Here is a 15,719-nt window from a genome sequence, read left to right as displayed (position 1 = left end):
ATGATCGTGTCCAACGAGAAGACGCAACTTGCGCCGCGCGACGACGTCCGGGTGCGGGTGGGCGGCGACGGCGCCCTTGGCAACATGGCGCAGGAAGCGCTTGAACAGTATTTCCAGACCCTCAACGGCCACAAGCCGGAAGAGCTCTACGACCTGGTGATCGGCGAGGTCGAGAAGCCCCTGTTCAAGGCGGTGCTCGGCTACACGGGGGGCAACCAGAGCCTCGCGGCGACGATTCTTGGCATCAACCGGGGCACGCTGCGCAAAAAGCTTCGTCGGCACGGCCTGCTCGACTGACACACCTCCAGCCGGCGAATCCAACATGGCGCAAATCAAGCGTGCTCTCATCAGTGTCTCGGAGAAAGCCGGCGTCGTGGATTTTGCCCGCGGCCTCGTCGAGCTCGGCATCGAGCTCGTGTCCACCGGCGGCACGGCGAAGCTGCTGCGCGGCGCCGGGCTGCAGGTGCGCGACGTTTCGGAACTGACCGGTTTCCCGGAGATCATGGACGGGCGGGTCAAGACCCTGCACCCGGCGGTGCACGGCGGACTGCTCGGCCGGCGCGGCACGGACGAGGCGGTGATGTCGGACCACGGCATCGTGCCGATCGATCTGCTGGTCGTGAACCTGTATCCCTTCCGGGAAGCCGTTGCGGATCCCGAGTGCACGATGGACGAGGCCGTCGAGAACATCGACATCGGCGGTCCCGCGATGTTGCGCGCGGCCGCGAAGAACCATGCGGCCGTGACCGTGGTCGTCGAATCGTCCGACTATGCCCTCGTGCTGGCTGCGCTGCGGGCTGCCGGCGAGATCCCGCACGACATGCGCCTGCAGCTGGCCGCCAAAGCCTTCGGCCATGTCGCGACCTATGATGCCGCGGTGGCCTCCTGGCTCGGCTGGCGGGCGGAGCTCGACGGCGCCGTGCTGCCCGAAAATCTCGTTCTCCCGCTGAAAAAATCACGGCAGCTGCGCTATGGCGAGAATCCGCACCAGCGCGCGGCACTCTACGCATTGGGCCAGCCGCGCCGCGGCACCATCGGCGCAGCTGCGCAGCTGCAGGGCAAGGAACTCTCCTACAACAACATTCTCGACGCGGACACTGCGCTGGAATGCGTCAAGCATTTCAAGCAGCCCACGTGCGTGATCGTCAAGCATGCCAACCCGTGCGGCGTGGCCAGCGCCGAAACGATTCTCGACGCGTATCGGGCCGCCTACGCCACGGACCCGGTGTCGGCCTTCGGGGGCATCATTGCATTCAACCAGCCGCTCGACGGGGAAACGGCCGAAGCGATCCTGAAGAAACAGTTCGTCGAGGTCCTGATCGCCCCCTCCATGGGTCCCGGGGCCGCCGAGGTGCTCGCCGGCAAACCGAATATCAGGGTCCTGGAGACAGGCCGCTGGGGCCCGCCGATAATCGGCACCATCGAGGCGCGCAGTGTCGGCGGCGCCATGCTCGTGCAGGACGCGGACGACGTCGAGCTGGACACGACGCAACTCCAGGTCGTGTCGCAACGGGCGCCGAGCGATCACGAACTCAAGGACCTGCTGTTCGCCTGGAAAGTCGTGCGCTTCGTGAAATCGAATGCCATCGTGTTCTGCAAGGGCACTGCGACCATCGGCGTCGGTGCGGGGCAGATGAGCCGGATCTACAGCACGCGGATCGCCGCCATCAAGGCCGCCGACGCCGGGCTTGCGATCAAGGGTTCCGTGATGGCTTCGGACGCCTTTTTCCCCTTCCGCGACAACGTGGACACGGGCGCGGAGCATGGCGTCACGGCCATCATCCAGCCGGGCGGTTCCAAGCGCGACGCCGAGGTGATCCGCGCCGCGGATGAACATGGCCTGGCCATGGTGTTCACCGGCGCGCGCCATTTCCGACACTGAAACGATCCCTCCGGCCCGGCCGGTGACCGACGCGAGGTAGAGGAACGTGAAAATCCTGGTGGTAGGCGGCGGAGGCCGCGAACATGCAATCGCCTGGAAAGTCGCCGGGTCGCCCCGCGTGGAACAGGTCTTCGTGGCGCCCGGCAATGCCGGCACCGCACGCGAGCCCCATTGCGAGAACATCGCAATCGACGCCGCCGACATTCCGGCCCTCGCGGATTTCGCTGCTGCGCGGCAGGTTGCGCTGACGATCGTCGGGCCGGAGGTCCCCCTCGTCGCGGGCATCGTCGATGAATTCGAGCGCCGCGGCCTGAAGTGCTTCGGTCCCACGGCCGCATGCGCCCGGCTGGAGGGTTCCAAGGCTTTTTCCAAGGCTTTCTGCGATCGTCACGGCATCCCGACAGCGGCCTGGGGAGAATTCAGCGACGTCGAGGCGGCGTGCGCCTATGTACGCAGCCAGGGCGCGCCCATCGTCGTGAAGGCCGATGGGCTCGCGGCGGGCAAGGGCGTGATCGTCGCGCAGACGGTCGCGGAAGCCGAATCCGCCGTGCGCGAGATGCTGGCGGACAATCGTTTCGGCAGCGCCGGGGCGAGAGTCGTCGTCGAGGAATTCCTCGCCGGCGAGGAAGCGAGTTTCATCGCCATGGTCTCGGGCCGTGACATCCTGCCGCTGGCCTCGTCGCAGGATCACAAGGCGCGCGACGACGGCGACCGCGGCCCGAACACCGGCGGCATGGGCGCCTACTCCCCGGCGCCGGTCGTCACTCTTGCGCTCCACGACCGCATCATGAGCGACATCATGGTGCCGACCGTCGCCGGACTGGCCGCGGACGGCACTCCTTACACCGGTTTTCTTTACGCCGGCATCATGGTGGCGGCCGACGGCACGCCCAGGGTGCTGGAATTCAATTGCCGTTTCGGCGACCCGGAAACCCAGCCGATCCTGTTCCGCATGCGCTCCGACCTCGTCACGCTGTGTCTTGCCGCCGTCGAAGGCCGGCTGGGCGCCGAACATTGCGAATGGGACCCTCGCGCGGCACTCGGTGTCGTACTGGCGGCCGCGGGCTATCCCGGCAGCTATCGCCAGGGCGACGTCATCTCCGGGCTGGCCGCCGATGCGGATCGCGAGGACGTCAAGATCTTTCATGCCGGAACGCGCCCGGAAGGCGACGAGGTCGTGACCAGCGGCGGACGCGTGCTCTGCACCGTCGCGCTGGGCGCCGATGTGGCGACCGCGCAGCGCAAGGCCTACGAACTGGCCGACCAGGTTCACTGGGACGGCGCATTCTGCCGACGCGACATCGGCTGGCGCGCACTGTCCCGTTGATACGGCGGCGGCGCGGAGCGCCTAGAATGACAGTCGAACGCTGACCGTTTGACGAGACACGCCGTGCATCCAGCCAGTCCGCGTCGTCCACGGTTCTCCCGTCCGGAGAGCCACTGGGCGGCCATTGTCCTGATTCTCCTCGCCGCATGCGCCGGGCTTTGCGCCGGTGGAGCGCACGCTGCGGTGCAGGTCGAAATCACCGGCGTGGACGACGAGATCGAGAGCAACGTGCGGGCCATGCTGGGACTGGTCCGCTTCGGCGCACGCGAGGACCTTTCGGAAGGGGCCGTGCGGCGGCTCTACCGGCGCTCCGGGGACCAGGTCCGGGCTGCATTGCGGCCTTACGGCTACTATGAGCCGCGGATCGAGTCCGAGCTGGAACGGAGCGACGGCGACTGGGTGGCGCGCTTCAGCATCGCGGCAGGCGAGCCCGTGGAGATCGCCGAGGTCGACGTCCGCATCACCGGGGAAGGCCGCGACGAGTCGCGCCTCCGGGCGCTCATCGAGAACAACCCGCTGCGCGTCGGACGCCGGCTGCGGCATCCCGAGTACGACCAGTTGCGCAGCCGGCTGCAGTCCACCGCCGCGGCCCTCGGTTATTTCCAGGCCCGGTTCGAGCGACACCGTCTCGAGGTCGATCCGGCCGCCCGCAGCGCGCGCGTCGTGCTGCACATGCAAACGGGTCCGCGTTACCGTTTCGGCGCGATCGAACTGGAACAGAACATTCTCGAAGAGGAGCTGCTGAACCGGATCCTGACGATTCGCGAAGGCCAGTATTATGATGCCGACGCGCTGCTCAACACGCAGTACCGGCTGACCGACAGCCTGTACTTCAGCAATGTGCTCGTCGAGACGCGCCCGCGGGACGAGAACGAACTCGAAGTGCCCGTCCGTATCGAGACCAGCCCGGCCGCGCGGCAGCGTATTCGCACCGGAATCGGCTACGCGACCGATACCCGGCTGCGCGGCATCCTGAACGTGGACTGGCGGCGCCTGAACAAGGCCGGCCATTCCGCGGGCACGAAGCTGCGGCTGGCCCAGAATCTCAGCGAATTGTCGGGACGATACCGCATTCCCATAGGCGATCCGATCAAGGAACGCCTGCTGTTCAACACCGGCTATGCGCAAGAGGAACTGGCCGACCTCGAAAGTCGCCGCGCGAGCCTCGGTGCCAGCCACGTCACGATGCGCGGCGGCGGCTGGCAGCGCCGGATCTACACCGAACTGCTGCACGAAAGCACCCGCGTCGCCGCTCAGCCCGCCGTGCGGGACCTGCTGGTCATCCCGGGTATCAGCATGGAGAAACTGGTCGCGGACGATATCCTGTTCCCGCGCAAAGGTTTCCGGGCCCGTGGAGACCTGCGCGGCTCCCCCACCCTGCTGGGCGCGTCCGACAGCTTCCTGCGCATCGAGCTGGAAGCCAATCGCGTGGACTCCATCGGCGAGAAATGGCGGTTCTTCAGCCGCAGCTCACTCGGCATCGGCCTGGTAGACGAGTTCGGCACCCTGCCGGCGTCGCAACGTTTCTTCGCCGGCGGCGACCAGAGCGTGCGCGGCTACGGCTTCAACACGCTCGGCCCGCGCGATGCAGAAGGCAATGTCATCGGCGGCCGCCACCTGGTCTTCGGGAGCTTCGAGGCCGAGCGGCTGGTGTGGGGGCGGGTCGCGCTGGCCGCCTTCGTGGATGCGGGTAATGCGCTGGACGAGTTCGGCGACGGGCTGGAGGTCTCGGCGGGGCTCGGGGTCAACGTCCACACGCCGGTGGGCACGGTGCGCATCTCGCTGGCGCGCTCCGTGACCGAAAGTCGCGGCATGCGTTTCCACCTGACGATCCGGCCGGACCTGTGAAGCGGCGCGGCTTCAAGGCGACCTTGATCGTTCTCGCGGCGGGACTCGCCATCGCCTGCGGCGCGGCCGCCTGGCTGCTCGGCACGACGGCCGGCCTGCGCTTCGCTGCGGCGCGCGCCCTGCCCTACCTGCCTGTGATCCTGGAGCCGGACGAACTGGAAGGCCGCCTCGCCGGCCCGCTGAGCACCGGTCCCATCGAGGTTGCGACGGCAGGCGTGTCCGGCACCCTCGACCGGGTCATGCTGGACTGGCGCCCGCTCGCGCTGCTGCACGGCACGCTGCATGTCCTCGAGCTGCGCGTGCAGCGGCCGGAGTTCGTGCTGACCTCGACCGAGGCCGGCTCGCGCGCGGCCGATGACGGACCGGCCGCGTCGCTGCCGCTGGCCATCCGCATCGACCGCCTGGTGTTGCGCGAGGGGATGCTGCGCAGCGGAGACGAAACGCTTGTCGCGGACCTCGACCTCGAACTCTCGGGGAGAGCCGGCGGACGAGAATTCGACATCGAGTCGCTGACGCTGGACAGCAGCCGGGGCACCGCCGCCGGACATGCGCGGATTTCGCTCGCGGACGATGAACCGTGGGATATCGACCTGGACTGGCAGCTCGCGCTCGACGACACCGCCCTGGCGGGACGGACGCGGGCCACCGGGAACATGTCGGAACTCGCATTCAGCCAGGTGTTCTCGGAACCTCTCGCGGCGCAGATCGACGGCACGGTCCATGAGCTTGGGAACACCCCCCGATGGGAGCTCGACCTGGCGATCGATCCACTTGCGGAGCGCGGACCCTGGCCCGAATCGCTGCATGCCGCGGCGGCGGCGCTACGCATCGAGGGCACGCTCGAGGACAGCACGATCGACGGCCGGCTGGATGCGCCCGGTCTCTGGCCGAACACCATGATGGTGGCGGCGAACGTCGGCTGGTCATCCGCGCGACTGCAGGTCCGCTCCGTGACGCTCGAACTCGGCGACGAGGGCCGCCTGGTGGCCGACGGACAATGGACGCCCGACGACCCGTCCGCCACGGAATTCACGCTGCAGGGACAGGCCCTGGCCTGGCCGCCGGCGGCGTCCGACAAGACCTTCCGCATCCCCCGCCTCGAGCTGCGCGGCGAGGGCCAGGCCGGGGAATGGTCTCTCCGCGGGGAAGCGCTCGCGCGCCGCGCCGGGCTGCCGGACATCGAGATCGGCACCGCAATGACCTGGGACGGCGAGATGCTCATTGTCGAGCAGCTGACGGTGGACTCGCCGGACGACGAGATCCGCGGGCATGCTTCCGGACGCCTGCTCACGAACGGCGCCGGCCTGAGCTATCGCGCCGCGGCCGAACTGGCCGTGGCACTGCCCGACTATCCGCCCGCCGAACTCTCCCTCGCCGTGACCGGCGATGCGGGCGGCCTGGAACTCGAGCCACTGGACATCGAGGTCCTGGACGGCCGCATCCGCGGCGCCGGCCGGATCGCCTGGTCCGATGAGGTCGCCTCGGATTTCCGCCTGGCGTTCACCGAGCTGAATCCCGCCAGCCTCGCGGCGGACTGGCCGGGCCGGGTGTCGGGAGAACTGGCGCTGGCAGGCCTGCCCGCCGCGCCGGACGGGCTCGCGATCGAACTCGACGCACTGCGCGGCACCCTGCGTGGACTGCCCGTGGACGGCCGCGCCGAGGTGACGATCGACACCGATGGCTTCGTGCTGCGCCCGAGCCGGCTTTCGGTCGGCGGCAACAAGGTGTCGGCCAGCGGCCGGCTGGAGGACCGCACGGTCAGTCTCGATGCGTCCCTCGATGCATCTCGGCTGAGCGAACTGATCGATACGGCCGCGGGCCGCCTGCAAGGCTCGCTGCGCATTTCCGGCCCGCGGGCCGAACCCGAGACCGTGCTCGAGTTGCAGGGCTCCGGCCTCGGCTGGGGCACCGGGGCGGACGCCGACCTGGCGGTGAACCTGCGCCTCGACGGCAGCTACGGCGCGCGCCGCTGGACCGGTCGGATCGACACGCTCGCCGTCGCCCAGGCGGGTCGCCCCGCGTGGCGGCTGGAAGACCCGGCTGCGCTGACACTCGCGCCCGACCAGGTCGCGCTGGACGAAGCCTGCCTGGACGGCCCGCCGGGGCGGGCTTGTCTGGACCTCGACTGGGCCCGGGCCGGCGAATGGAAAAGCCGGGCGACGATCTCCGCACTGCAACTGGCATCGCTCGACCGCTGGCTGGGCGCCGGATTGCAGATGGCCGGCACGGTGAACGGGCAGCTCGACCTGGCAGGCGACGGGCGCGAGTTCCGTCGCCTCGGGGGACGCCTGGAGATCACGCCGGGCAGCATCACGCAGGCAGGCGCAGACGATACACGCGATACGCTGCTGGCATGGCGCGACGGCATCCTGCAGCTCGACGGCGACCCGGCCGCGGCGCAGGCGACCCTCGATCTCGACCTGAAGAGCGATGACCGGCTCGACGGACGGCTGGCAATCGCCTGGAACGAGCCGGATCCCGCGCTCGACGGGGAGCTGAATATCGCGTTCAGTCAACTGGACATCATCACGGAGTTCGTGCCCGATCTCAGCGGGCTCGAAGGACAGGCCGAAGCCAGCGCCGCATTGACCGGCAGCATCGCCGCACCGCAGCTCACCGGCCGCTTCGCGTGGCGCGACGGATCCGTGCAGATTCCCACCCTGGGTATTCGTCCCGATGACATCGAGGTCGTCGCCCGGCTGGCGAAGAGCGAGCTGGTTTTCGATGCTTCCGGTCGCTCGGGCGAGGGGGAGTTCAGGGCCGAGGGGCGATTCGAGCTCGGCGCGGACACCATCGAGGGGGTCGCGACACTCGAGGGCGAGCGCCTGCTCGTGATGGACCTGCCGGAGATGCGGGTGGCGGCAAGTCCCGACCTGCGCTTCCGCTACCTGCCGGACCGGATCAACATCGGCGGGGAGCTGACGATCCCCTTCGCGCGCATCACGGGATTCGGGGGCTCCGGCGCCGTCACGACCAGCCCGGATGAAGTGATCATCAGCGAAGACGGGGAAGAGAAGGGCCAGGAGCTCGTGATCGCCAGCCGGATTCGTGTCGATGTGGGTCCGGACGTGAGACTCGATGTCGCCGGCTTGCGTGGCGCCGTCGAGGGAGAAATCATCGCGGCCACCGAACCGGAGTCCCTGCCGTGGGGACGTGGCGAATTGCGCGTGGTGGACGGTAATTTTCGTGCTTTCGGTCAACAGCTCGAAATCGAGACCGGCCGCCTGATTTACACGGGCGGACCACTGGAGAATCCGGGCCTGGATATCCGGGCGATTCGCGAAGTCCGGGACGTCACCGCGGGCGCACTGATACGGGGCACGCTGGAGAGACCGGAGTTATCGATCTTTTCGGATCCGCCGATGCCACGGGCGGAAGCACTCTCCTACCTGACACTGGGCAAGGGAATGGACGAGTTGCAAGCCGGCGAGCAGCGCACGCTGAACCAGGCGGCGAGTTCACTGGCGCTTTCCGGCGGCGGCCTGATCGCGCGCGACCTCGGACGACGGCTCGGCCTCGACGAGGTCTCAGTGAGCGCCGCCAATGGCGCGGAAGGTGCGGCTCTGGTCCTCGGCAAGCACCTCGGCGGCGGACTCTACGTCAGTTACGGACTGGGACTGTTCGACGCCGTGAACACGCTGCGGCTCCGTTACCAGATCACACGTCGGCTCTCGATCGAAGCCGTGTCCGGCGATCAGGCGGAAGCCGACCTGTTCTACACCTTCGAGCGCGACTGAGGCCGCCGGCGAAGGCGACCGAGCCGTCCCCGGGGCACGTCATGCCGCGGTCATTCGCCCGGACTCTCGATCGTCCCCCACACCACGGACAACACGACCCAACGGCCGTTCCAGCGCACCAGCTGCAGGTAGTCGACGTACAGCATCGACACCACCCGGGCGACCGCCATATCGCCATGCTGGTCGAGGACGGCGACGCGCAGCCGGACCGGGCCACCCGGCTCCCTGCCGACACCTTCGCGGGCGCCGCGAAGGAGATCCTCGATCCCGAGCACGTTGACGCGCTCCTCGCCGGTGACCACGTCCTTGACCACGCGACGCTTGACCGCTTCGGGATGCAACGCCTGCGCGAGACGTTCCGCGTCACCTGCATACCAGCCTTCCGCGTAATCGAGTGCGGCAGCGCGCACGGCCTCGTCATCGGACGCATGCACGGACCCGGCATAAAGGACCAGCGCGGCGATCACGGTGACGAGTGCGGTCGCCGGGCCCCGCGAGAAAAGCAGCCCCTGCATCGGTTTCTCCTCCTGTTCGTGTCGGCGCCTCATGTGCCGAGGATAGCGGCCGTGACGGCACGATGCACCGGCGCACACCGCTTTGGACACCTCAGAAGCTGCGTTTCCCCTGGATGAGAAACTGCACTTCGTCGATGGTGGGGTCACCGTCGAGCGGAAACGCGAGGTCGATATGCACCATCTTGCCGAGGCTTGAACGGGTGCTGCCGAGGCGCAGGCCGATGCCGATGTCTTTCAGCAGTCCGAGGTTCTCCCCGCCAAAGGGGTTGCTGCCCCATACGCGCCCGGCATCGAAGAACACGGCAGCGCCGACGCGGAACAGGCGCCAGAGGTAATAATCGGTGAAATAGCGCTGTTCGACGGTGAATTGCGCTCGCGCCGTGCCTCGCTGGTAGCGCAAGGGATATCCGCGCAGGCCATTGTCCCCGCCGATCTCGAGCGGGTTGTCGAGATCCAGGTTCTCCGCCATCTCGCCGCGCAGCGCCGTGTAGAGCAACCACCGGTCCGTCTGCCGCCGGTACCAGCGGATTTGCGCCCCGACCACCGCATTGGCGAGTTCGTCTTCTTCCAGTCGCCCCTCCGCGAATCCGGTGATGTCCCAGAGCGTCTGCTCCGGATCCCCGTAGCCACGCCGCACTCTGCCCGAGAATATGGCGCCGCTGCGATCGGCGCCCAGCGCGGGCGCCAGCCAGCCGAGGCGCAGCTTCGCCTGCACGCCGACCATCACATCCTCGGTGCGATAGATCTGGTCGAGATTCGCCGCACGGAGAAACTTGTCCTCGATCAACTGGTACTCGATGAACGGGTAGATGAGGCGCCGGCTTTCGGGGATCACGCCCGGCGCCAGGGAATTCTCCACGTTGTCGAAAGCGCGATCGTCGTGCACCAGCCCGGCGAGCCAACGCGTCGTCCAGCCATCGACCAGGCCGCGCGACCAGCCGCCATGCAGTTCGAAAAAATTGATGTCCTGGCTGAACTTGCCGATCTCGTCGCCAAGCGAATAGACCGACTCCTCGCTCTTCTCGTCCAGCATACGGCCACCGGCGGCCCAACGCGTATCGAGCGCATAGAACGGCCGCGCCACGTTCAAAGCGAAAACGTGGCCGTCGCTGTTGTCGGCGAGCGTCGTGGCGACCGAGATCCATCGTCCGCCCACGTTGCGGTCGCCATAGCCGATTTCCGTGGTGCGGCGTTCCTCGTCGATGCGCCGGAGGAAACGGACACTGCCGCCCCGCCCAAGGAAGTTGTCTTCCTGCAAGTCGAAACCGACGCGGCTCTCACCTCCGCTGCGCGACACGGAGAAACCGGGTTTCAGCGTCCAGACATCCCGCGTCTCGACCTCGACGTCCACGGTGTCGGCATCACAGCGGGTGATCGTGATCTCGGCATCGTAAAGATAGTCGGTCGCACGCAGCAGGCGCTCCGATTCTTCCAGCAGGTTCCGGTCGAAAGGCGTCCCCGGCTCGAACAGCAGCTGCCGCGCGATGATCGAATCACGCGTACGCACGTGCAGGCGGTTGAAGAAGCGGAAAAAGGCCTTGTCTTCTTCCGGATTGTCGAGGTCGAAGATGTTCCGCGCCGTGATCGTGATTTCGCCGATTCGCGCCCCCGAGGACTCGAGAATCTCGTCCGGCAAGGAACAGGCCAGCTCGTCATCCGACGGTTCGGCGAGCACCATGGCGGGCAGCATCAGCGCGACCAGCAGCAGGACCTTGCCGGCCCGGGCGCCGCCGCTGCGTGGTTCAGTCCGGAAACTCACGACAGACTGCTATCCTCAAGACTGTTTCAGTTACGCAGCTTACACACAATCGACGCCAGGGCCCCGGCCCGAAACGGCGCCGCGCCGATTCTCAAGGGAGGAGACGATGCCGGTCAATGCAGCGATGCGCAATGGCATGCGTCACAGCACGTATGTCTGACGCCGGGGGCGCCGGGGACACGACCGAAAACCGCCCTGCGCCGCAGCTCCGCGGCCTGGGACCGCGTGCCCTGCTCATCCTCTATGTCTCGATCGGGCTCGCCCCGGTCCTGCTCGCGCTACTCGATGGAGAACCTTTCCGGAACCCCTGGCGCGAGCTGTCCGCCGCAATCGCACTGGCCGGCTTCGCCTGGCTGCTGTTCGAATTCGTCCTGTCCGGGCGGTTTCGCCACGTCTCGGGGCGGGTCGGAATCGATGTCACCATGCGGCTGCATCAGCGCGCGGCACTCGTCGTGCTCGCGCTCCTGGTGATCCATCCCTTCCTGTATGCGGTGCCGCGGCTCTACCCCGATCCGTCGCGGGCGATGAGCCTGCTCCAGGGCATGTTCACCGCCGGGCATTATCGCTCGGGGGTGATCGCCTGGCTGCTCCTGCTGGCCCTGGTCGCAGCCGCCCGCTTCCGCGACCGGCTGCCGTGCCGTTACGAGACCTGGCGAATCAGTCATGGGGTGGGCGCGATCCTGGTCGCGGGCTGCGGTGTGCATCATGCGCTGTCGATCGGCCGGCACAGCGGACAGCCTGCGCTGGCCGCGTACTGGTGGCTGCTCACCACAGTGGCGTTGCTGACCCTGTTGTTCGTCTACGTGGTGAAGCCGATCCTGCAACACGCCCGGCCCTATCGCGTGGTCAGCAATCGACAGGTCGCGGCACGCACCTGGGAAGTGCAGATCGAAGCCGAACACGCGCACCAGACACCGTTTCTCGCGGGCCAGTTCGCCTGGCTCAACCTCGGTCATCCCCCCTTCAGCCTGGTCGAGCATCCCTTCTCGATCAGCACGGCACCCGCCGACCTGCCGCGCATCGGCTTCACCATCAAGCAAAGCGGCGATTTCACGGACCGGATCGGCACCATCCCGGTGGGCACGCGCGCGTGGCTCGATGGGCCGCACGGCCATTTCGTGCTGGCCAACCGGCAAACCGACCGCCTCGCGTTCATCGCCGGAGGCGTCGGCCTGGCGCCGATCATGAGCATGCTGCGACAGCTCCGTGCCGATCGCTGGGAGGCACCCCTCTGTCTCGTCTACGGCAACCGCGCCGAGAACCAGATCCTGTACCGGGAGGAACTCGAGGCCATGAGCGACATGCTGGACTTCCGGCTCTCGCTCGTGCTTTCCGAGCCACCACCCGGCTGGCCAGGGCCGCGCGGCCAACTCAGCACCGCGATCCTCGACCAGTGCCTGGCACGAGCGGAACGTGCCCGCTGGACCTATTTCGTCTGCGGACCACCGCCGATGATGGACAGTGTCGAGCAGAGCCTGAAAGCGTTCGGCGTGCCCGCAAACCGGATCGTGGCGGAACGCTTCCGCTACGACTGAGCGAATTGATAGGATTTTCCTATTGGTTCAAAAGATTTAATTCATTTTACCAATCTCCCCTCCGGGCCCTAAGCTGTGAACCAGGGTCAATGAACCGGAGGGCCAGGTGATGACCAAGACACTCAGTTTCGCAGTCGTGCATTTCTTCGTCGCATTCACCGTCGCGTTTGCGCTGACGGGCAGCATCGCGATCGGCGGCACCATCGCCCTGATCGAACCGGTCCTCAACACCGTCGCCTACTTCTTCCACGAGAAGGCATGGGATGCCGTGCGTGCGCCGCGCGCTCGGCCCGCCGCACTCCAGGCGGCGTGACACTCGCCGTCGTTTCGGCAGGGCGACCTTTTGTGGACAATATCGTCCATGCACGCCGCCGTGACCGGATCAACGGCTGAAACCCCGGACGCCGACCTCATCCTGAGCGTCGGCGGGATGCACTGCGCCTCCTGCGTGGGGCGGGTCGAAAAAGCGCTCCGCGCCCTGCCGGGGGTGAGCGAAGCGAACGTGAACCTGGCCTCCGGGCGGGCTTTCGTCACGCTGGCCGACATCCGCCTGGACGCGGACGAGCTCGCCGCGACCGTACGCGAGGCCGGCTTCGAGGCGGAGCCGCTCATCGACTCTCCCGAGCAGACGGATCGTGAAAGTGCGGCACGCGCGGCCGAGTTGCGCGAACTTCGCCAGGCCTTCGTATGGGCCGCCGTGTTGACCCTGCCGATCTTCGTGCTGGAGATGGGCGCTCATCTCCTCCCGGGCATGTCCGCCTGGCTCGCCGAGACCGTCGGCACGCGCAATCTGCACCTTTTGTTTTTCTTCCTCGCGACAGGCGTCCAGTTCGGCCCGGGGCTGCGTTTCTATCGCACGGGCTGGCCCGCCCTGCGACGGCTCGCGCCGGACATGAATTCGCTGGTCATGCTCGGCAGCACGGCGGCCTGGGCCTATTCCGTGGTGGCGCTGTTCTTCGCCGGCCTGTTGCCCCCGGGTACGGCCAACATCTACTTCGAGGCTTCCGCGGTGATCATCACGCTGGTCCTGGCGGGCCGCTATCTCGAGGCGCGAGCCCGCGGGCGAGCGGGCGACGCCATCCGGAAGCTGTTGTCCCTGCAACCCCGCATCGCCCGGATCTCGCGCAACGGCCGCACGCTCGAGGCGCCTGTGGAGCGTGTCCGGCCGGGCGACCTCGTGCTGGTGCGCCCCGGCGAGCAGGTACCGGTGGACGGCGAACTCGTCGAAGGCGCCTCGTGGGTGGATGAATCGATGATCAGCGGAGAACCGCTGCCGGTCGAAAAACAACCCGGCGACGAAGTCATCGGCGGCACGATCAACGGCAGGGGTGCATTCTCCTTTCGTGCCACGCGCGTGGGCGCCGACACCGTGCTGGCGCGCATCGTGCGGATGGTGGAACAGGCCCAGGGCGCGAAACTGCCGATCCAGGCGCTCGTGGACCGTGTGACGCTGGTGTTCGTCCCGGTGATCATCGGCATCGCCTTGCTCACTTTCGTCGCCTGGCTGGCTTTCGGGCCCGCACCTGCTCTGGGCCTCGCCCTCGTCAACGCCGTGGCGGTGCTGATCATCGCCTGCCCCTGCGCCATGGGTCTCGCCACGCCCACCTCGATCATGGTGGGCACGGGCAAGGCCGCCGAAATCGGCCTGTTGTTTCGCAAGGGCGACGCGCTGCAGTCGCTGCGCGACGTGGACACGATCGCCCTCGACAAGACCGGCACACTGACCCGCGGCGTTCCCGTCCTGAGCGCCGTGCTGCCCGCTTCCGGTTTCACGGAGGACGGGCTCCTGCACCTGGTCGCCTCGCTGGAGCAACGCTCGGAGCACCCGATCGCGGCTGCGATCGTCGCCGCAGCAAAGGCCCGCGGCATCACGCCGGCGGAAGCGAGCGGCTTCGCGGTCTCCGCCGGGCTCGGAGCCGCGGCGGACGTGGCCGGCCACCACGTGCAGGTCGGCGCCGCACGCTACATGGCGCAGCTCGGGATCGACGTGTCCGGTTTCGCGGCCGAGGCCGCACGGTTCGCACAGGACGGCGGGACCCCGGTCTACGCCGCGATCGACGGCCGTCCCGCCGCCTTGTTGGTGGTCGCCGATCCGTTGAAAGAGTCCGCCCGTGTCGCGATCGTAGCGCTGCAGAAGCTCGGCCTGCGCGTGGTCATGCTGACCGGTGACGACCGACGCACCGCGGCGGCGATCGGCCGCGAGGCCGGGATCGACGAGATCCAGGCCGAACTGCTGCCGGACGGCAAGGTGGCCTGCGTGGCCCGGATGCAGGCCGAGGGACGTCGCGTCGCCTTCGTCGGCGACGGGATCAACGACGCGCCCGCCCTTGCCCAGGCCGAGGTCGGCATTGCCATCGGCACCGGCACGGACATCGCGATCGACAGCGCCGAACTCGTCCTGATGTCGGACGACCTGCGCAACCTGCCCAATGCCGTGGCGCTCTCGCACGCCACCCTGCGCAATATCAGGCAAAACCTGTTCTGGGCATTCGCCTACAACGCGAGCCTCGTGCCGGTCGCCGCGGGCGTGCTCTTCCCGGCCTTCGGCCTGCTGCTGTCGCCGATGCTCGCGGCCCTGGCCATGGCACTGTCGAGCCTCTGCGTCGTCTCCAACGCACTTCGGCTCAAGCGCTTCCGGCCACCGCTCGCTATCGCTCCGCCGGCCCCGACTTGACGGTGACCGCGCCGGTTTCCATGTCCATCGCATGGCAATGGAGGCAATCCGCGTCATAGTCCGTCAGGAATGCGTTCTCCGGCGGATGCGAGAAATGAGCGAGATGCGTGAGCTCGTCCATCGGCCAGAAGCCGCCTTCGTCGCTGTGGCATTCGATGCAACCGTCGGGAATGATCTCGATGTCGTCTACCGGCGGATGGCCGATTTCCGTCAGCAGTTCGTCCAGGTCCCCGGCCTCGTCGCTCGTATGGCAGTCCACGCAGCCGTGCGGATAGGCGCCGATCTGCTCGGTGCCGGGATTGTCCGCGGTCTCGTCGTCGGCGCCCAGCGGCTGCGACAGGCCGAGGCTGAGACCGACGGCGCCGACGGCCATCGCGGCGAGAATCGTGAATCCATGTTGTTTCTTCATATTGTTCTACTCCGTGAAAATCAGGAACGGTCA

Annotated in this window: 11 protein-coding genes; 8 read left to right on the top strand and 3 right to left on the bottom strand. The window is 67.5% G+C overall.

Annotated elements, in window-relative coordinates:
• Positions 1-6: 6 nt before the first annotated feature.
• The 5 genes from G6032_RS02045 (at position 7) to G6032_RS15860 (ending at position 8,794) form a co-directional block, all read left to right on the top strand.
• Positions 7-297, top strand: a complete 291-nt coding sequence (locus tag G6032_RS02045) for a helix-turn-helix domain-containing protein (protein WP_346763739.1) — start codon at positions 7-9, stop codon at positions 295-297.
• 25 nt (positions 298-322) lie between these two features.
• Complete coding sequence (gene purH / locus G6032_RS02040) at positions 323-1,882, top strand: bifunctional phosphoribosylaminoimidazolecarboxamide formyltransferase/IMP cyclohydrolase (RefSeq protein ID WP_165280469.1); 1,560 nt, start codon at positions 323-325, stop codon at positions 1,880-1,882.
• A 46-nt stretch (positions 1,883-1,928) separates the two neighbouring features.
• Positions 1,929-3,209, top strand: a complete 1,281-nt coding sequence (gene purD / locus G6032_RS02035) for a phosphoribosylamine--glycine ligase (protein WP_165280468.1) — start codon at positions 1,929-1,931, stop codon at positions 3,207-3,209.
• 183 nt (positions 3,210-3,392) lie between these two features.
• Positions 3,393-5,057, top strand: coding sequence for an autotransporter assembly complex family protein (locus G6032_RS02030; protein ID WP_165280467.1), 1,665 nt, complete (start codon positions 3,393-3,395; stop codon positions 5,055-5,057).
• Positions 5,054-8,794 (top strand): translocation/assembly module TamB domain-containing protein, encoded by a 3,741-nt coding sequence (locus G6032_RS15860; protein WP_165280466.1) that lies wholly within the window; start codon positions 5,054-5,056, stop codon positions 8,792-8,794. The genes G6032_RS02030 and G6032_RS15860 overlap by 4 nt, the downstream gene beginning before the upstream one ends.
• A 50-nt stretch (positions 8,795-8,844) precedes the next feature.
• Here G6032_RS15860 and G6032_RS02020 read toward each other — a convergent pair whose 3' ends face one another.
• Both G6032_RS02020 and G6032_RS02015 read right to left on the bottom strand, forming a co-directional pair.
• Positions 8,845-9,309: a nuclear transport factor 2 family protein gene (locus G6032_RS02020; protein WP_165280465.1), complete on the bottom strand. Its 465-nt coding sequence runs from the start codon at positions 9,307-9,309 to the stop codon at positions 8,845-8,847.
• A 91-nt stretch (positions 9,310-9,400) separates the two neighbouring features.
• A complete protein-coding gene (locus tag G6032_RS02015) occupies positions 9,401-11,068 on the bottom strand; it encodes a POTRA domain-containing protein (RefSeq protein ID WP_165280464.1) in 1,668 nt (555 codons plus the stop codon).
• Between the two features lie 152 nt (positions 11,069-11,220).
• On the opposite strand from G6032_RS02015, the gene G6032_RS02010 reads away from it, so the two are divergent.
• The 3 genes from G6032_RS02010 to G6032_RS02005 all read left to right on the top strand — a co-directional run bounded on the left by G6032_RS02010 (position 11,221) and on the right by G6032_RS02005 (position 15,277).
• Entirely contained in the window at positions 11,221-12,603 is a 1,383-nt protein-coding gene (locus G6032_RS02010) for a ferric reductase-like transmembrane domain-containing protein (RefSeq protein ID WP_165280463.1), read from the top strand.
• Between the two features lie 109 nt (positions 12,604-12,712).
• Positions 12,713-12,916 (top strand): DUF2061 domain-containing protein, encoded by a 204-nt coding sequence (locus tag G6032_RS15430; RefSeq protein ID WP_206211744.1) that lies wholly within the window; start codon positions 12,713-12,715, stop codon positions 12,914-12,916.
• Between the two features lie 48 nt (positions 12,917-12,964).
• Positions 12,965-15,277 (top strand): heavy metal translocating P-type ATPase, encoded by a 2,313-nt coding sequence (locus tag G6032_RS02005; RefSeq protein ID WP_206211743.1) that lies wholly within the window; start codon positions 12,965-12,967, stop codon positions 15,275-15,277.
• Here the strand turns inward: G6032_RS02005 and G6032_RS02000 are convergent.
• Positions 15,252-15,686, bottom strand: a complete 435-nt coding sequence (locus tag G6032_RS02000) for a hypothetical protein (RefSeq protein WP_165280462.1) — start codon at positions 15,684-15,686, stop codon at positions 15,252-15,254. The genes G6032_RS02005 and G6032_RS02000 overlap by 26 nt on opposite strands.
• Positions 15,687-15,719: the final 33 nt, after the last annotated feature.

It is taken from the genome of Wenzhouxiangella sp. XN24, from assembly GCF_011064545.1.
GTDB lineage: Bacteria > Pseudomonadota > Gammaproteobacteria > Steroidobacterales > XN24 > XN24.
The sequence above is the reverse complement of the archived record's forward strand: the minus strand, read 5'-3'. Positions and strand labels throughout refer to the sequence as shown.